Origin of the sequence: Streptomyces clavuligerus (genome assembly GCF_005519465.1) — a bacterium.
GTDB lineage: Bacteria > Actinomycetota > Actinomycetes > Streptomycetales > Streptomycetaceae > Streptomyces > Streptomyces clavuligerus.
Window position 1 is genome coordinate 15,216 of the sequence record NZ_CP027858.1, and the last position, 15,996, is coordinate 31,211.

Sequence of the window (15,996 nt, forward strand, 5' to 3'; positions counted from 1 at the left end):
GAGCGTCCCACGGTATTCACGGGTTGACGGTTGCCCCCGTGACTCCGGTCACCGGAGGTGTTGTTCCCGACCACGGGGGCCACCGTTTTCCGATCACCGAAACGGGGCGGTACGGAACGTATCAACACCGTCACCCGAAAGAGGGGCTCGCATTCGGCATTGCGCCCATGGCACATGCCCCGTGCGTTTTCCTTATCCGGTGAATTACCACGGACGGCCCCGTGTTACAGCGGTACAGCGGCGGCACACATCCTTGAGCGGATTCAACGATCCGGCCGGGTGACCGCGTTCAGATATTCGCACGATCCGCCGCCGGGCGGCGGGAGAGGGCGGTGGCGGGTACGGCCGTCGCCCGGGCGTCCGCCGGAGCGGACGCCGGGTCGCCGGGGAGGAAGTGGAATCCGGGCCGGGGGTGCATCAGGAAGTCGTGGTGGGAGATGTTCCAGGCGTACGCGCCCGCCAGGGCGAACAGCACCCGGTCCCCCGCCCGGAGCGGGGCCGTCAGCGGGACCGCGCGGGCGAGGAGGTCCTTCGGGGTGCACAGCTGTCCCACGAGGGTGACCGGGCCCGGGCCCCCGGTGGCGGGGCGGGGCCAGGGGTGGGGCCAGTCGTCGGCGGGCAGCACGGCGCAGGGCTGGTCGTGCCCCTTGGTGGCGGGGGTGCGCAGATGGTGGGTGCCGCCGCGCACGACCGCGAAGTCCTCGCCCCGGCTCCGTTTCACGTCGAGCACATCGGTGGCGTACCAGCCGCAGTACACCGTGAGCGCGCGGCCCGGTTCGATCCGCAGCACCGTGTCGGGGTGCTCGTCGGCGAGGGCGGCGAGGCCCCGGCCGTAGGCGGCCCAGTCGAACCGTTCACCGGGGCGGGCGTAGTCCACGGCCATGCCGCCGCCGACGTTCACCTCGCGCAGCGGCACGCCGTGGCGGGCGGTGAGCGCGGCGGCCCAGCGGGTCACGGACGCGGCGACGGCGAGCTGGCGCCGGGCGTCGAGTCCGCTGGCGAGATGGGCATGGATACCGAACAGTTCCAGCCAGGGGCTGGATCCCTCGGTGAGGGTGCGGACCACCGCGTCGGCGTCGGCGGGGTCGATCCCGAAGGGGGCGGGCCGGCCTCCCATCGCCAGGGCGCTGCCGTCGAGCAGCTCGCCGGGGACGGCGAGGTTGAAGCGGAGCAGTACCCGGGCGCGGACGCGGGCGCGGGCCGCGAGGTCGGCGAGGACGGCGAGTTCGTGCGCGCTCTCCACATGGAAGCGGCCGACGCCCGACGCCAGGGCCGCGCGGATCTCCTCGGGTGTCTTGCCGGGGCCGCCGAAGGCGAGGGGGCGGCCGGGGACGGCGCGGGCGACATGGGCGAGTTCGCCGCCGGAGGCGACCTCGTAGCCGTCGACGTACGGGGCGAGCGCGGTGAGGATCTCCGTCTCCGGGTTGGCCTTGGCCGCGTAGTACAGCTCGACCCGCTCGGGCAGCGCGGCGCGGACGGCGGCGGCGTGCTCCCGCAGGGCGCCGAGGTCGTAGAGGTAGGCGGGCAGCCGCTCCGGGGCGAGGGTGCGGGCGTACGCCCGTACCGCGGGTGTGGTCGTCATCGGGGGCTCCAGGGGGCGTCGGCGCGGAGGGCTTCGGTGAGCACGTCCTCGGCGAGCGGGGACGGGAGGCGGACGTATCCGGCGTCGCGGTCGGCCGTGCGCTCCCACCGGGCGAGCAGATTGGCCTTGGCGGGGAGCGGCACTCCCGCGAGCAGCGCGCGCAGCAGGGGCGGGTCCCCGGCGTCGGCCGCGCAGTGGGCGAGGGTGCGGCGTACCTCGGACCAGAGGGCGGGCTCGGCCGGGGGGTGGAGGTCGGCGAGCGCGGCGAGGAGTTCGGCGATGTGGTTGACGAGGAGGCAGTACACGACCCGGTCCCAGCCGCGGCGGGCGTCGTAGGTCATGGGTCCGGCCACGTCGGGGGGGAGCGCGGCGAGGGTGGGCCCGTGGTGGCCGGGGAGGAGTTTGGTGCCCTCCAGGTCGCGGAAGAGGAGCTGGCGCGGCATGCCGTCGTCGTCGACGCAGACGACCACGTTCTGGAGGTGGGGTTCGAGGACGAGGCCGTGGTCGAAGTAGGCGGTGAGCACCGGGGGGACGAGCAGTGCGAGGTAGGCGCGCCACCAGCGCAGCGCGTCGGCGGTGTCCCGGCCGGTGAGGCGGGAGACATGGCCGGGGCCGGTGGGGTATTCGTCGGCGACGGCGGCGGCGAGCAGCGGGGTGAGGCCGGGGTGCAGCCGGGGGCCGAGCCCTTCGCGGACGATGACGCCGAAGCCTTCGAGGAGAGCGCGGTCGGGGCGGCCGTCGGGGCCGGGGAGGGCGAGGCTGCGGTAGGCGGGTTCGCGGAGCACGCCGGTGCCGGGGTGGCGGGCGGCGAGGTCGGTGAGGGCGGGGGCGAGCAGCCGGGTGAGCGCGACGGCGCCGGTGAGTTCGTAGTGCGCGTTCTTGCGGAGGCAGTTGGTGATGCGGACGTTGAGGCTGAACTTGAGGAAGGTGTCGCCGTCGTAGAGGGTGCGGACGGAGGCGGTGGGGGTGAAGGGCCGGCCGCCGGGGCCGAGGTCGAGGATGTCGCCGCGGCCGAGGGCGGCGCGCACGGCCGGGGCGGTGCTGAGCTGCTCGTACTGCCAGGGGTGGACGGGGAGGAGCCGGTATCCGGCGGGGACCGGCCGGAGCCGGTCCAGGGGGGCGGCGGCGCCGGGTGCGGCGCACTCCTGGGCGACGAGGTGGTCGCGGACGGCCAGGTGCCGCAGGGGGAAGGAGGTGCGGGCCTCGGGGGCGTAGGCGGACCAGGTGCGGGGGTCGGAGCCGTGGGTCTTGGGGGTGGGGTGGTAGCGGTGGCCGAGGACGAGGGACTGTTCGGAGGCGAGGTAGCGGCCGAGGGGGTCGGCGGGGTCGGGGGCGCGGCGCGCGTGGGCGGCGAGGGCGGCGGTCACCCCGCGGTGGCTGGCGGCCACCTGGGGCAGGAACTCGTCGTTGCGGGCGCCGGTGCGCAGGGACAGTTCGGCGTGGGTGTGGTCGGCGAGGCGGCGCCAGTCGACCTCGGCCCAGCCGCCGGGGCGCTGTTCGGTGACGGGGCCGGTGAAGCGGTGGGAGCCGAGGAGGGAGGTGCGGCGCAGTGCGACGCGGAGCAGGACGCCGCGGCGGGGCAGCCGCAGCAGCAGCCGGCCGTCGCTGACGGCGGTCTGGTGCTCGGGTCCGGAGACCTCGCGCAGCAGGCAGTTGAGCAGGGTGTGGGCGACGGCTTCGTCGGCGGTGGGGAGCCGGGCGGGCGGGCCCGCCGAGGCGGCGGGGCGGTCGGGGGTGGTGCTGGTCATCGGCTCTTCCTCCCCCAGGTCAGATAGTTGGGGCCGGTGGTGTAGTGCTTGTTGATGTCCAATGCCCCGGTTCTCTCCTTGGCGAGCAGGGTGCCCGCCGTGACCATGGCCTTGACGGGCAGGTGCGGTGCGTGGAGGACATGGGTGCGCAGCAGGTCCGCCCGCGGGGTCTCCAGGCGTTCGACGGCTTCGGTGAGCCGGTCGCGCACCAGGGTGAGCAGCCGGTCGAGCGGCGCGTGTCCGTGGCGGGCGAGGCCGAAGGCGTAGGCGCCCGCGCAGAGGTGGACGGTGATGGCGGTGAACAGGTCGAGTACCGGTTGGTCGCTGTCGACGGTGACGCGGGGGTCGGCGAAGGCGGCCGGATCGGGGCCGATGGTCCCGGCGAGCCGGGCGGCGTGGACGCGGGGGCTGTCGTTGTCCTTGAGGAGCAGCCGCAGCCGGGTGGTGCCGTGGGGCGCGTCCAGCAGCAGGGAGACGTTCTGCTGGTGGGACTCCAGGGCGATGCCGTGTCCGAAGAGGGTGGTCTGCCAGTCGAAGAGCAGGGTGAGGACGGAGTCGAGGAGGGCGAGCGGGTCGCCGCCGTAGAAGCGTTCGGCGAGGTGGTCGGCGAGGAGTCTGCCGCCGGGGCCGGGGGCGAGGAGGGCGGCGAGGGGGACGACGGCGGTCCGGTCGAGGCCGGGGGGCAGTCGGCGGACGAGGACGGCGAGGAGTTCGTGCCCGGCGTGGGCCCAGCGGGTCTCGTCGGCGTGGAGGACGGTGTCCCGGAAGCGGGGCTCATGGGCGACGACCCGTTCCAGGAGGCGTTGTCCCGCGGTGCCGTCGGTGAGGGTGCCGGGCCGGATGGTGCGCCGGTTGAGCCGACCGAGTGTCGCGGTGGCGAGGGGGAGTTTGAGGTGGGTCAGGGGGTCGGCGGTCAGGGCGACGGTCCGCATGGACAGGGTGGGTACGGCCTCGGCGTACGGGGTGTCGTCGAGTGCGGCGACGGTGTCGAGGCCGGTGTCCGCGAGGGCGCGGCGCAGGGGCGCGCCCGCGGTGAGCGGATGGACCGGCAGGGCGAAGCGGTCGCCGTCCGTCCACGGCAGGTCCGTCCAGGGGAGGTCGTTCCAGGGCGGGGCGCCGGGTGCCGAGGGGTCCGCCCCGGGGTACGGGTGCGCGGCGGCGCCGTGGACGGTGACGCGGTCGCGGGGCAGCAGGAGTCGGCGGAGGCGCAGCCGGGGGTGGAACTCGGGTGCCCCGGAGCGCAGCTCGGCCTCGCCGAGTCCGGCGCGGCCGCGTCCGGTGGGGTGGACGGGGTGGTCGATCCGGGCCGCGAGGGTGTCGAAGGCGAGGGCGGCGGCGGGTCCGGTCCAGTCGGCGGGGTGGGGGCCGTAGCGGGCGGTCAGCGCGGTGGTGACGGCCTCCTGGGTGGCGGTGTGCAGCCGCCGGGCGGCCAGTGCCCGGCGGCACTCGGCCGCGAAGGCGTCGAAGCCGTCGCGGTCGCGGGGGTCGGCGAGGGGGGCGAGCGTGGTGAGGATCGCGTCGGCGGTGGTGAGGTCCCGGCCGTCGGACTCCCGGCGCAGCAGCGGCAGCCGGGTGGCGGTGTCGCTCTGGAAGCCGGGTTCGGCGGGGCGTACGGGCAGCAGCCAGGCGTCGCCGGGTCCGGCGGGCAGGCGCAGCCAGCGGCCGTCGGGGCGGTCGAGCGGGGTGCTGCGGCTGCGGAGTCCGACGACGTCCTCGCGGAGCAGGGCGTCGAGCACCTGGAGCAGCAGGTCCCGCTCGTCCGCCGGGGGCCCGCCGTCCGCGGCTGGGGGCACGGGGTGGACCGGGGAGTGGCTCACGGGGTGATCTCCCAGCTCAGCCGGGCGGTGAAGGCGTCCACGGCACGGTCGACGGTCTCCTGGCCGGGTCCGATGGCGCGGATGATGCCGAGGAAGTCGCGGTTGGTGCCGTACAGCTCGTGGCGTTCGCCGAGGGCGCGGGCCGGTCGGTAGGTCAGCCGGACGCCGTCGACGGTGAGGTCGGCGGGGCCGGGGGCGGCGGTGAGGGTGCCGGGCCGGTCGGCGAGGGGGTAGGCGAGGCGGGCGGCGCGGTCGGCGCGGATGCCGAGGTCGGCGGGGAGGGGTTCGCCGAGGTGGGTGCGGAGGATGTGTTCGAAGAGGGGGATGCCGAGGAGTTCGGCGAGGAGCAGATCGGCCTGGTCGCCGACGGCCCGGTAGTTGACCTCGATGATCCGGGCGCGGCCCGCGTGGACGACGAACTCGGTGTGGCAGGCGCCGAAGCCGACGCCGAGGGTGTCGAGCGCGTCGAGCACCTGGGCGACGACGGGTTCGGGGTGGGCGGGGACGAATGCCATGCGCTCCTCGATGAAGTACGGGAGCGGGGAGAGTTCGGTGCGGAAGCCGCCGAGGACATGGCGGGTGCGGCCGTCGCCCAGGGTCTCCAGGGTGTGCAGGTCGCCGGGGAGGTACTCCTCGGCGACGAGGGCGGCGCCGGGGCGGCGGGCGCGGATGGCTGCGGTGTGCCGCAGATAGTCCTCGGGGCCCTCCACCCAGACGACGTCCTCGCTGGCGACCCCTTCGCGCGGTTTGAGCACCCAGGGGAAGGGAAGGCCGCGGCCGAGGAGTTCGGCGGGCTCCTGACGGGCCGCCAGTTCGAGGCAGCGTACGGCGTCGGCGGTGAGGCGGCGGCGCATCTGGGCCTTGTCCTTGGCCGCGAGGGTGGTTCGCCAGTTCTTGCCGGGGAGGCCGAACCACTCGGCGGCCAGGGCGGTCTGGGTCTGGAGGTGGTCGCTGTTGCTGAAGACGGCGTCCGGGCGCCGATGGGCGGAGATTCTGCTGATGACGGCGTGGAAGTCGCGTACGTCGCAGTCGAGGATCTCCACACCGGGGTGGTGTTCGCGATACCGGTCGCGGTGTGCGGCGGGCTGGTCGGTCAGCAGGGTGACCGCGAGGCCGAGCCTGTGGGCCGCCGGGAGGAACCCGTCGGTGACCGAGTCGGTGGGGTTGTGGGCGAGCACATACATCTGCATGGGTGAAATACTTCCGCGCGCACATTCGCCGGGCAGGGGGACAGGCAGGAAGGTACAGGGCTGGGCGAGGCAGCCCCGACCGCGGCCCGGGGACGAACTCCCAGGTCGCGGCGGACCGGAGGCCCCGGATCACGACAATGGAGCTTAGGTTAGGCATCCCTAAGAGCGCCAATTCGACGCCTCGGGGGCCCAGTTGGTGATCTGGTCCGACAATGCGGTTAAGGTGAGGCTTACCTATCTCGCGTTACCTTCTGTGGGGGACGCGTCCCTGGCCCGCGCGGGTGTCCCCGGCTTCGTGTGCGCGTCCGTCTCCGTGGCGCGCGTTCGCGTTCGCCGCGTCCCCGTCCGCGCCGCTGCCCCTGTCCGCACCCCCGCTCCGCACCCCGCACCCCGAGGAGTACTCGTGACCCTGGCCCCGGCACTCGCCCCTGCCGGAGCTGCCCCCAGCTGCTCCACCCTGCTGGCCTCGGCCTATCGCAGGCTCTCCGCGCTGTGCGACGCCCTCTGTCTGGAACTCGCCGAGCCCCGCGCGCCCGCCGGGCAGGGCTGGATCGACGGAGCCGAACTCGCCTCGCGCCCCGAACTGCTCGATGCCTTCCTGGACGAGGAGGACCGGCGCATCCGGGAGCGGTACGCCGTCACCGCCCGCCCCGACGTGGTCGCCTCCCGGGCGCTGCACGGCCTGCTCTGGTCGGCCGCCCTGCTGATGAGCGGCCCCTGGTACCTGGAGCGCCGGGTACCCCGGCTGCGGCCGGCCCAGTTCCTGCTCCGCCGGACGGGGAACGGCTGCGCCGTGGTGCCGGGCGGCTTCTCCTGTCTGCCGGACGACCCGGCGGCCGGGCTGCCCGGGGTCCGCGTGGTGCCCGGACCGGAGTCGCTGCGCGCGGAGTTGCGGGCGGCGGTCGCCGACCACGTGCGGCCGGTCCTCGCCGCGATCGGGCCGAGGGCACGCCGGGGGCCGCGGGCGCTGTGGGGCATGGTGACCGACGACCTGGTCTCCGGGATCTGGTACCTCGGGCGGATGCTCGGCGAGGAGGAACGGGCGGTGCGCGAGGCCGGTGACCTTCTGCCGGGAGCGGTGGGGCCGTATCCGGGCGGGGCCGCGTTCCGCCGGCTGACGGGGCGTACAGGAGACGCGTACCCGACCCGTACCCGGACGGGGTGCTGTCTCTTCTACGCCATCCGCCCGGCCGAACCCTGTGTCACCTGCCCCCGGACGGATGAAGCCGAGCGGCTGCGCCGCCTGGAAGGGACCCCGTTCTGACGCGGGTGCGGTAGACACGGCCCATGGCGCACCCGGGTACGCTCCTCCTGATCATGGCTGTCGCCGTGCTCGCCCCGCTCCTGGCCCTGGGCGTGAGCCGCCGGCTCCGGGTACCGCTGGTCATTTTCGAGATCGGGCTGGGGATCGTCATCGGCCCCGACGTCCTGGGGTGGGCCCGTACCGACACGGTCATCGACACCCTCTCCCAGCTCGGCCTCGCCATGCTGATCTTTCTCGCCGGATACGAGATCGACTTCAGCACCCTCGGGGGCGACACCCTGCGCCGCGCCCTGGGGGCCTGGCTGATCTCCCTGGCGGCGGGCCTCGGTATCGTGGCCGCGTCGGCGCCCTGGAGCGCCGCCGTCGTCCTGGGCACGGCCCTCACCAGTACCGCGCTGGGGACCGTGCTGCCGATCCTGCGCGACAGCGGCGATCTGCGCGGGCGGTTCGGACGGGTGATGCTCGCCTTCGGCGCGGTCGGCGAGTTCGGGCCCATCATCGCCATGGCGCTGCTGCTCAGCGGGCGCAAACCGGCGGAGTCGGCGGTGCTGCTGATCGCGTTCGCGGTGGTGACGGGGCTCGCGGTGCTCTGGGCGCTGCGGCCCCGGCGGCCGTGGTTCTCCCGGGCCGTCGCCCGGACCCTGCACACCAGCGCGCAGTTCGCGGTGCGCTGGGTGATGCTGCTGCTGGTGTCGATGCTGGCGCTGTCGGCGGTCTTCGGACTCGACATCCTGCTGGGCGCCTTCGCCGCGGGGGTCCTCACCCGGCTGGTGCTCTCCGGGGCCGCCCCGGAGAGCAGCGCGGAGATCCTGGCCAAGGTGGAGGCGATGGGCTTCGGCTTCCTGGTGCCCGTCTTCTTCGTCGTGACGGGGATCGAGTTCGACCTGGCCGCGCTGCTGGCAGGGGGGCGGGAGCTGCTGCTGCTCGGGGTGTTCCTGCTGCTCTTCCTGGTGGTGCGCGGGGGCCCGGTGTACGCGCTGGCGCCGCGCGATGTGCGGGGCGGCGACCGGTGGGCGCTGGCCCTGTACGCCTCCACCTGTCTGCCGCTGGTAGTGGCGATCACCACGATCGGGCTCGGCGAAGGGGTCATCGACTCGGGCGAGGCGTCGGCGATGGTGGGCGCGGCCATGGTCTCCGTGCTCGTCCTCCCGCTGGCGGCACTGCGGCTGCGGGCGGAGCGGGCCGAGGCGGGCGCGGGGGCCGAGGCATGGTGACCGGACGGGTGGGGCGAGCGGGGTGACCCCGGCGCGCATCGTGCGCCGGGCGCGCGCGGTGGGTGTCCGCCAGGCGCGTGGCCCCCGTACGGGTGAGGATGGAACGATGGGGAGGGATGGAAAGGGAGGGCGGGCGGAGTCCGCCCGGCAGGGCCGTCGCAGGAGGCCGCATGGAGTACGCGGAACGCTATGAGCTGGTCTTTCCCGCCTCGGGGACGGAGGACGACGCGGTGGTCGTCCGGCGGACCGAGCGGACCGGCGCGGGCGGTCACCCCGTCTACGAGGACGAGACCGGGATCGTCCGCGCGGAGATCACCGAACGGGGCGAGATCCGGATGCTGGCGAGCGGCGGGCATCAGGCGCCGGGGCTGCCCGTGACCGTGCGTCCGCTGGGGGACTGACGGGACGGGCTTGGCGATCAGCCCCCACGAAGGTTAGGTTAGGCAAACCTAAGCATTCCGATGCGCGGAGATGTGGAGACCCGGATGCGCCGCCTGTTCAACGCCCCGCCCGCCGAGCCCACCGGCGCGGAGCGCGTACGGTCGATCCTGACCGCGGCCGATTCGATGACCGTGGTGACCGACGAGGGCTGCACGGAGGTCTCCCGGCTCGACAGCACGGGCGGCCCCGAACGGATCCATCTCCACCCGCCGTCCGGGCGCGGGGCGGACACGGAGCCGGAGCCCGGCGCGGCACCTCCCGTGCGGGCGACCGTCGAGTTCACGGATGTCGCCCCCGCCCCGGTGCGCGACCGGGTCAGGGCCCGGGTGGTCCTGACGGGATGGCTTCTGGACTCCCCCGCACACGCGGCGACCGAGGGCAGCCGCTGCATGGAGCTGTCCCACGCCGTCCTGGAGCGGGAGGGGCGGCGGACAACCGTCGGCCTGGAGGAGCTGATGGACGCCGAGACCGATCCGCTGGCCGTCTGCGAGGCGGGCATGCTCACCCATATGAGCGATGAGCACGGCGATATCGTCGAGTTGCTGCTGCGGCTCGTCAAGCCCCGGGCGGAGCAGGGAATACGGCGGGTGCTGCCCCTCGCGATCGACCGTTACGGCATCACGCTGCGGCTTGAGTACGACACCTCGCACAGCGACGCGCGGCTGCCCTTCCCCGCCCGGGTCGACGACCCCGACCAGGCGGGAGAGCGCATCCACGCGCTGCTGAACACGGCTCGTCATCGCTTTGGCCGGAACCGGCTGCTGAGCGACTCCTGACCGGCCATCGGCCGGGGCATCAGGTCGCGCCGTGGCGCCTGCGTCCGCTCCGCATCGCCACCGCGGTACAGGCCAGCCCCAGCGCGAAAGTGAGGCCGCCGAGCACGGCGTTGGTCCAGATGACCCCCGCGTCCGGGCCGCTGCCGACGATCCAGGGCGCGATGACCAGCCAGACACCCATCGCGCACATCGCCCAGCTCAACCCGTACATCCGCGCCGGGGCCGCGGTGAATCCCAGGGCGAGGACCACGATGGCGGCACCCATGATCAGATTGTGGATCGCCAGGGCGGGCTGGCTGCCCGCGAAATGGACGATCCAGGGGCTCACCGCGCAGGCGAGGCCGACCAGGAACACCGGTCCATCGACCAGCGCCACATCGCGCCCGCCAAGCACCCGCGCATAGCGGTCACGCATCTCGCTGACGTCGGGATGGCCCGCCAGATCTCCCCTGTGTGAGACGTCGGCCATACGACTCGCCTCCTTCGGCACTCTGCATGTCCGACCGAATCGCGCTGTTGTCCAGCGCGATTCCATTGTGCTCTTATCTTTTCTTTATGGGTAGCCGATCAGGTGGATAGTCGGGCAAATTCTGTGATTCTTCTCGTGAGGCCGATCGGGGGATGAGGTCTCACACGGATGCAGCACCCCGGCGGGGGAGCGGAGTTCACCGGGAAGCGCCTGGTCACCGCCTGACCGGGCGCGCAGTCGGCGCAAGGGTGGGCCATGGCTGCGGTTGCCGTGCGTAAGGGGTGCTCCACACGGTGAGGGGAGCCCGTCCCCCCTCCGAAGGAGTCCTGCTCATGCGTTTCGCACCGCTCGCCCGGGCGCTCGTGCCGTCCGCGCTCTGCGCCACCGTCGTCATCGGCGTGACCGGACCGGCCGCCGCGGCCCCCGTCCCCGCCTTCCCGCCGGACGCCGGCGCGGAGCAGACCGACGCCCCCGCCGCCACCGACGGCGTACCGGACTTCGTCGCGGAACTGCTCGCCCAGATCGCGGCGGCACAGGGCGGCGCGATGCCCGCCGGGCAGTCCTCGCCGGACCTGGCCGGCCTCCCAGGGGCGCTGGCCGGACTGGACGAGGGTCTGATCCAGTCGCCCCTGAACGGGGACGACGACGATGACGATGACGACGATGATGACGGGGATGACGACGACGGGGACGAGGACGACGCCCTCGCGGCGTTCCGGGCGGAGCTGGACCGGCTGGTCGCCCAGGTGGTCGCCGACGCGCAGGCCCCGTCGACGCAGGATCTGCCCATGCCCCAGGACGCGCTCGCATCCGCTCTGGCCTCGATGACGGGGAACGGGGCGGCCCCGGCCCCCGCGGCGCCGGCGGCACAGCTCTCCCCCTCCGCGTTGGGCTCCCTCCCGCTGCTCGGGGCACTCGGACAGAGCGGCCAGCCGGGACAGATGGGCCAGCTCGGCCCGATGGGACAGCTCGCACCCGCGGCTCAGACCTCCCCCTCCGCGTTGGGCTCCCTCCCGCTGCTCGGGGCACTCGGACAGAGCGGCCAGCCAGGGCAGATGGGCCAGCTCGGCCAGGCACCGGGAGCTCAGACCTCACCCTCGGCGCTCGGCTCCATCCCCCTGCTCGGCGAGATCACCCAGCTCATCCAGGCCGTGTCGGCCGGTACCTGACCTTGTGAAGCGGGTGCGGCGCGAGGGCTCTTCCGGGCCGTCGCGCCGCAGGCCGCGCAGTGTCAGCCACGTCGGACCGCGGGTACCGGCCGTCGCGGTTCCGCGAGGTCCCGGCCCCGCGCACCGTGCTCGTCACGGCGTTCGAGGAGTCGGGAGACCACCGCGAGCACCAGCGCTGACGCCGCCAGCAGCGCCCCGACCCCGTTGGGCGCGGTGTATCCCCAGCCCGCCGAGATGACCAGTCCGCCCAGCCACGCGGCGAGCGCGTTGCCGAGGTTGAAGGCTCCGATGTTGACGGCGGACGCCAGGGTGGGGGCGCCCGCCGCCCGGTCGAGCACCCGCTTCTGGAGCGGCGGCACGGTCGCGAAGCCGAGGCCGCCGATCAGTGTGATCGTCACCGCCGCCGCGAACCGGTTGTGCGCGGTGACCGTGAAGAGGGCCAGCACCAGGGAGAGCGCCCCCAGCGAGAGGTACAGCAGCGGCATCAGCGCGCGATCCGCGTACCGGCCCCCGACGAGGTTGCCCACGACCATGCCGATCCCGAAGAGGACCAGCAGCCAGGTGACCGAGGCGTCGGAGTACCCCGCGACCTCCGTCATCATCGGGGCGACATAGGTGAGGGCGGCGAAGACCCCGCCGAAACCGAGCACGGTCATGGCCATGGCCAGCAGCACCTGGACATCGCGCAGCGCCGCCACCTCGTCCCGCAGACGCACCCCTTCGGGCCGCGGCATCTCGGGCACCAGCCGTGCCACACCCAGCAGCCCCAGGAGACCGAGGGCGGCCACCCCGAGGAAGGTGACGCGCCAGCCCGCGGCCTGGCCGACGAAGGTGCCGAGGGGCACCCCGACGACATTGGCCACGGTCAGTCCGGTGAACATCAGCGCGATCGCTCCGGCCCGCTTCCCGGGGGCGACCAGTTCCGCCGCGACCACCGATCCGATGCCGAAGAACGCGCCGTGGGTGAGCGAGGCGACGATCCGGCCCGCCAGCATCACCTCGTAGCCGGGCGCCAGCGCGGACACCGTGTTGCCGACGACGAACAGCCCCATCAGGAGCATCAGCATCCGCCGACGCGTGACGCGCGCGCCGAGGACGGTCATCAGCGGCGCGCCGGCCACCACTCCGAGCGCGTACCCGGTGACCAGGTATCCGGCCGTCGGGATCGACACACCGAAGTCCGCGGCGACCTCGGGCAGCAGCCCCATGATCACAAACTCCGTCATACCGATGCCGAAGGCACCGAGGGCGAGCGCGAGCAGTGCGAGGGGCACGGGAACCTCCAGGTTATTGCCTGAGCGGATTACACGCGTTGACATTAATTGCAGATACAAGTGATTGCAAGTGCGCCCTTCCTGGCCGCGCCGACCCCGGGGACGGTCGCGCGCCGACCCACCACGACTGACCGACCGTTCAGTCCATGCAACAATGCGGACGGAGCCCTACCCGTGGGTAATACGGGTGGGGGCCGAGCCCTCCGCCTCTCTTCGGCCGCCGGTCGGGGCGGCGGATGTCCAGCGGGAGGAGTCGATGTCCGTCCGTGGGGCAAGGGCCCCGCACAGCCCTCGTTCCCGGAGAGGACGCGAAGCGCTCGAAGCACTCGACGCGGCGCGGCGAGCACGGTGCACGAGGGGACCGAGGTGAAGACGGCGCACCTCGACGGAACCGACCAGATCGACGGACGCAACGAATCGGAGTCGCACCCATGCCACGCACGCTCGCGGTCTCGGACAGCATCGTGATCCACGCCGCCCCGGCCGCCATCTACGCACAGGTCAGCAACCCCGCCCTGATGGGCCGCTGGAGCCCGGAGAACCTGGGCGCGACGGTGCGCGGCGAGGCCCAGGACGCCTATGTCGGCATGGAGTTCGACGGGCACAACCAGCGGGGGCAACTGCGCTGGACCACCCGCTGCACCGTGACGGCGGCCGTTCCCGGACAGCGTTTCGCCTTCCGGGTCCATGCCATCGGCAGACGGCGGCCGGTACTCCGAGGGCGCATCGCCACCTGGGAGTACCGCTTCGATCCGGTCGACGGCGGCACCCGTGTGACCGAGACCTGGCGGGACGACCGCCGGTCCTGGCCGGACGCCCTCGCCAACGCCTTCGACCGGCTCGCGACCCGGGGGCACACCTTCGCCGAGTACCAGCGGGGCAATATCCGGCGGACCCTGCGCAATCTCAAGGCGGCGATGGAGTCGGCGTCCAAGTCGTCCTGAAATAGTCCCCTACGGCACCGGACCGTGCCCCGCTGCGGGAAACTGCGGCCGTGCTGGGACATCTCCCCGAGGACACGACCGGATTCGTCGGCCGCGACGACGAACTGACCCTGCTGGACCGGGCGCTGGCACGGCATCGGCTGATCACTCTCGTCGGCTGCGGCGGAGTGGGGAAGTCCCGGCTGGCGCTGCGGGCGGCCCGGCGGGTGCGCGAGGCGTTCCGCGACGGGGTGGCCTGGGCGGAGCTGGCTCCGCTCCAGGGTGCACGGCTGCTGGTCGCCACCGTGTCGGACGCCTGTGATCTGTCGGACCACACCCCCCGGACGCCGGTGGACGCACTGTGCGAGTGGCTGGCGGACAAGCAGATACTGCTGGTGCTCGACTCCTGTGAGCATCTGCTCGCTCCATGCCGCGACCTGGTGGGCGATCTGCTGACCGTCGTCCCCGGGCTGACCGTGCTGAGCACCGGCCGAGAGCCGCTCGACCTGCATCTGGAACGGGTGATCGAGGTCGAGCCGCTGCCGGAGGACGGGCCGGAGGCGCGGGAGCTGCTGCGGCAGCGGATGGCCTCGGCCCGGCCGGAGCCCGGCCCCTACGACCCGGTCACCGCCGCGCGGATCTGCCGGCGCCTCGAAGGAATCCCCCTGGCGCTGGAACTGGCCGCCGGGCAGGCCGCACGGACCGGAACGGCGGCGGTCGCCGAGCGGCTGGCCTCCCGTTTCGAGGTGCTGCGGGCGGACGAGGGCGCCGTGGTCCGGCCGGAGCGCCACCGGACCATGATGACCACCATCGGCTGGAGCCATGAGCTGTGCACTCCGCTGGAACGGCTGCTGTGGGCCCGGCTCACCGTCTTCCGGAGCGCCTTCGACGAGGGTTCCGCCCGGGCGGTGTGCGCGGGCGGGCCGCTGCCCGCCGAACGGATCGGCCCGCTGCTCGACCGGCTCTGCGCCGCCTCCGTCATCTCCGCCGTCAAGGTCTCCGGCGGTGTCGGCATCCGCTACCGCATGCTGGACACCATCCGGGAGTACGGCCGGATCTGGCTGCGGGAGCTGGCCGAGGAGAGCCCGGTGGCCGATCGGCACGCCGGTCACTTCCTGGGGCTCGCGGAACGGGCCGACGCGGCATGGCTCGGGCCCGAGCAGGCCCACTGGTACCGCGTGCTCGACGGCGCCCATACGGATCTGTGCACGGCGCTCGACCATCTGCTGACCGCGGCCCCCGGCCGGGCGCTGCGGCTGATGGGACTGATCGGATTCTTCTGGAGCTGCTGCGGCCATCTCCACGAGGCGCGCGACCACCTCGAACAGATCCTGGCCGTCCACCCCGGGAACGGGCCGGACCGCACCCGGGCCCTGTGGGCGCTCGGGGTCGCCGTCACCCTTCAGGGCGAGTACGGGACCGCCCGGCGGATCGGCGCCGCCTGTGCCCGTTCCGCGCGCCGGACGGGGGCGGTGGAAGGGCTGCTCGCCGCCGCCTATCTCAGGGGATTGATCGCCCTGTTGACGGGACGTCCCCTCGACGCGGACCGGATCGCCGCCGGGGCGCTGCGGAGCGCGGTCCGCGACCCTTTCAGCTCGGCCGACGGGCTGCGCTGTCATCTGGTGCGGGTCTTCGCGCTGACCGGGCTCGGCCGGCTGCCCGAGGCCCGGGAGCGGGCGCGGTGGCTGCGGGCGGGCTGCGCAGCGCGCGGGGAGTCCTGGACCCGGGCCTATCTGGACTATCAGCTCAGCCTGATCGCCCTGTTCTCCGGCGAGCCGGCCGAGGCCGCCGGGCATGCCCGCGCCATGCTCGCCGGGAAACAGGGCATCGGCGACAGCTTCGGCATCGCGCTGGGGCTCGATCTCCTGGCCGCCGCGCTCGCCGCCGCCGGGGACGGTGAGCGGGCGGGGCTGGTGTACGGCACCGGACAGACGTTCTGGAGCACTGTCGGCCATCCGCAGCGCGGCACTCCCGAGCTGGCGGGCGTACGCGAGCAGTGCGAGCGGTCGGCGCGCGCCGGGGTCGGGGACTCGGTCTACGAGCGGGCGTTCCGCCGGGGGGCCGCCGCCGATCCGGAGTCCGGGCTCAAGGCGGCGCTGGTCCCGCCGCCGGGATGAGCGGGCCGGGCG

Annotated in this window: 13 protein-coding genes; 7 read left to right on the forward strand and 6 right to left on the reverse strand. The window is 73.6% G+C overall.

Annotated elements, in window-relative coordinates; genetic code table 11:
• Positions 1-289 precede the first annotated feature (289 nt).
• The 4 genes from CRV15_RS00080 to CRV15_RS00095 are packed head-to-tail and all read right to left on the reverse strand — an operon-like array spanning position 290 to position 6,337.
• Positions 290-1,582 carry a type III PLP-dependent enzyme gene (locus tag CRV15_RS00080; protein WP_003962851.1) on the reverse strand — a complete coding sequence of 431 codons (1,293 nt, stop codon included), beginning with the start codon at positions 1,580-1,582 and terminating at the stop codon, positions 290-292.
• Positions 1,579-3,330, reverse strand: a complete 1,752-nt coding sequence (locus tag CRV15_RS00085; protein ID WP_003958816.1) for an IucA/IucC family protein — start codon at positions 3,328-3,330, stop codon at positions 1,579-1,581. Before CRV15_RS00085 ends, CRV15_RS00080 begins: the two co-directional genes overlap by 4 nt.
• The gene (locus tag CRV15_RS00090) at positions 3,327-5,147 is read right to left on the reverse strand and encodes an IucA/IucC family protein (protein WP_003962850.1); all 1,821 of its coding nucleotides are present in this window, start codon (positions 5,145-5,147) and stop codon (positions 3,327-3,329) included. Before CRV15_RS00090 ends, CRV15_RS00085 begins: the two co-directional genes overlap by 4 nt.
• Positions 5,144-6,337, reverse strand: a complete 1,194-nt coding sequence (locus CRV15_RS00095; RefSeq protein WP_003962849.1) for an ATP-grasp domain-containing protein — start codon at positions 6,335-6,337, stop codon at positions 5,144-5,146. Before CRV15_RS00095 ends, CRV15_RS00090 begins: the two co-directional genes overlap by 4 nt.
• A gap of 403 nt (positions 6,338-6,740) precedes the next feature.
• On the opposite strand from CRV15_RS00095, the gene CRV15_RS00100 reads away from it, so the two are divergent.
• The 4 genes from CRV15_RS00100 (at position 6,741) to CRV15_RS00115 (ending at position 10,032) form a co-directional block, all read left to right on the forward strand.
• On the forward strand, positions 6,741-7,601 hold the full coding sequence (locus CRV15_RS00100; protein ID WP_003962848.1) for a (2Fe-2S)-binding protein: 861 nt from the start codon (positions 6,741-6,743) through the stop codon (positions 7,599-7,601).
• Between the two features lie 23 nt (positions 7,602-7,624).
• Positions 7,625-8,815 carry a cation:proton antiporter gene (locus tag CRV15_RS00105; RefSeq protein WP_003962847.1) on the forward strand — a complete coding sequence of 397 codons (1,191 nt, stop codon included), beginning with the start codon at positions 7,625-7,627 and terminating at the stop codon, positions 8,813-8,815.
• Between the two features lie 170 nt (positions 8,816-8,985).
• Positions 8,986-9,216, forward strand: a complete 231-nt coding sequence (locus CRV15_RS00110; RefSeq protein WP_009998221.1) for a DUF6296 family protein — start codon at positions 8,986-8,988, stop codon at positions 9,214-9,216.
• Positions 9,217-9,276: 60 nt separating this feature from the next.
• The gene (locus CRV15_RS00115) at positions 9,277-10,032 is read left to right on the forward strand and encodes a DUF2470 domain-containing protein (protein WP_003962844.1); all 756 of its coding nucleotides are present in this window, start codon (positions 9,277-9,279) and stop codon (positions 10,030-10,032) included.
• Positions 10,033-10,051: 19 nt separating this feature from the next.
• Here the strand turns inward: CRV15_RS00115 and CRV15_RS00120 are convergent, their stop codons facing one another.
• A complete protein-coding gene (locus CRV15_RS00120; protein WP_003959019.1) occupies positions 10,052-10,501 on the reverse strand; it encodes an SPW repeat protein in 450 nt (149 codons plus the stop codon).
• Positions 10,502-10,833: 332 nt separating this feature from the next.
• Here CRV15_RS00120 and CRV15_RS00125 point away from each other — a divergent pair, with 332 nt between their 5' ends.
• Positions 10,834-11,670, forward strand: coding sequence for a hypothetical protein (locus tag CRV15_RS00125; RefSeq protein ID WP_003962843.1), 837 nt, complete (start codon positions 10,834-10,836; stop codon positions 11,668-11,670).
• Positions 11,671-11,732: 62 nt separating this feature from the next.
• Here the strand turns inward: CRV15_RS00125 and CRV15_RS00130 are convergent, their stop codons facing one another.
• The gene (locus tag CRV15_RS00130; protein ID WP_003959021.1) at positions 11,733-12,944 is read right to left on the reverse strand and encodes an MFS transporter; all 1,212 of its coding nucleotides are present in this window, start codon (positions 12,942-12,944) and stop codon (positions 11,733-11,735) included.
• A gap of 431 nt (positions 12,945-13,375) precedes the next feature.
• Here CRV15_RS00130 and CRV15_RS00135 point away from each other — a divergent pair, with 431 nt between their 5' ends.
• Together CRV15_RS00135 and CRV15_RS00140 are read left to right on the forward strand one after the other, a co-directional pair.
• The gene (locus CRV15_RS00135) at positions 13,376-13,888 is read left to right on the forward strand and encodes an SRPBCC family protein (RefSeq protein ID WP_003959022.1); all 513 of its coding nucleotides are present in this window, start codon (positions 13,376-13,378) and stop codon (positions 13,886-13,888) included.
• 50 nt (positions 13,889-13,938) lie between these two features.
• Positions 13,939-15,984: an ATP-binding protein gene (locus tag CRV15_RS00140; protein ID WP_003962841.1), complete on the forward strand. Its 2,046-nt coding sequence runs from the start codon at positions 13,939-13,941 to the stop codon at positions 15,982-15,984.
• Positions 15,985-15,996: the final 12 nt, after the last annotated feature.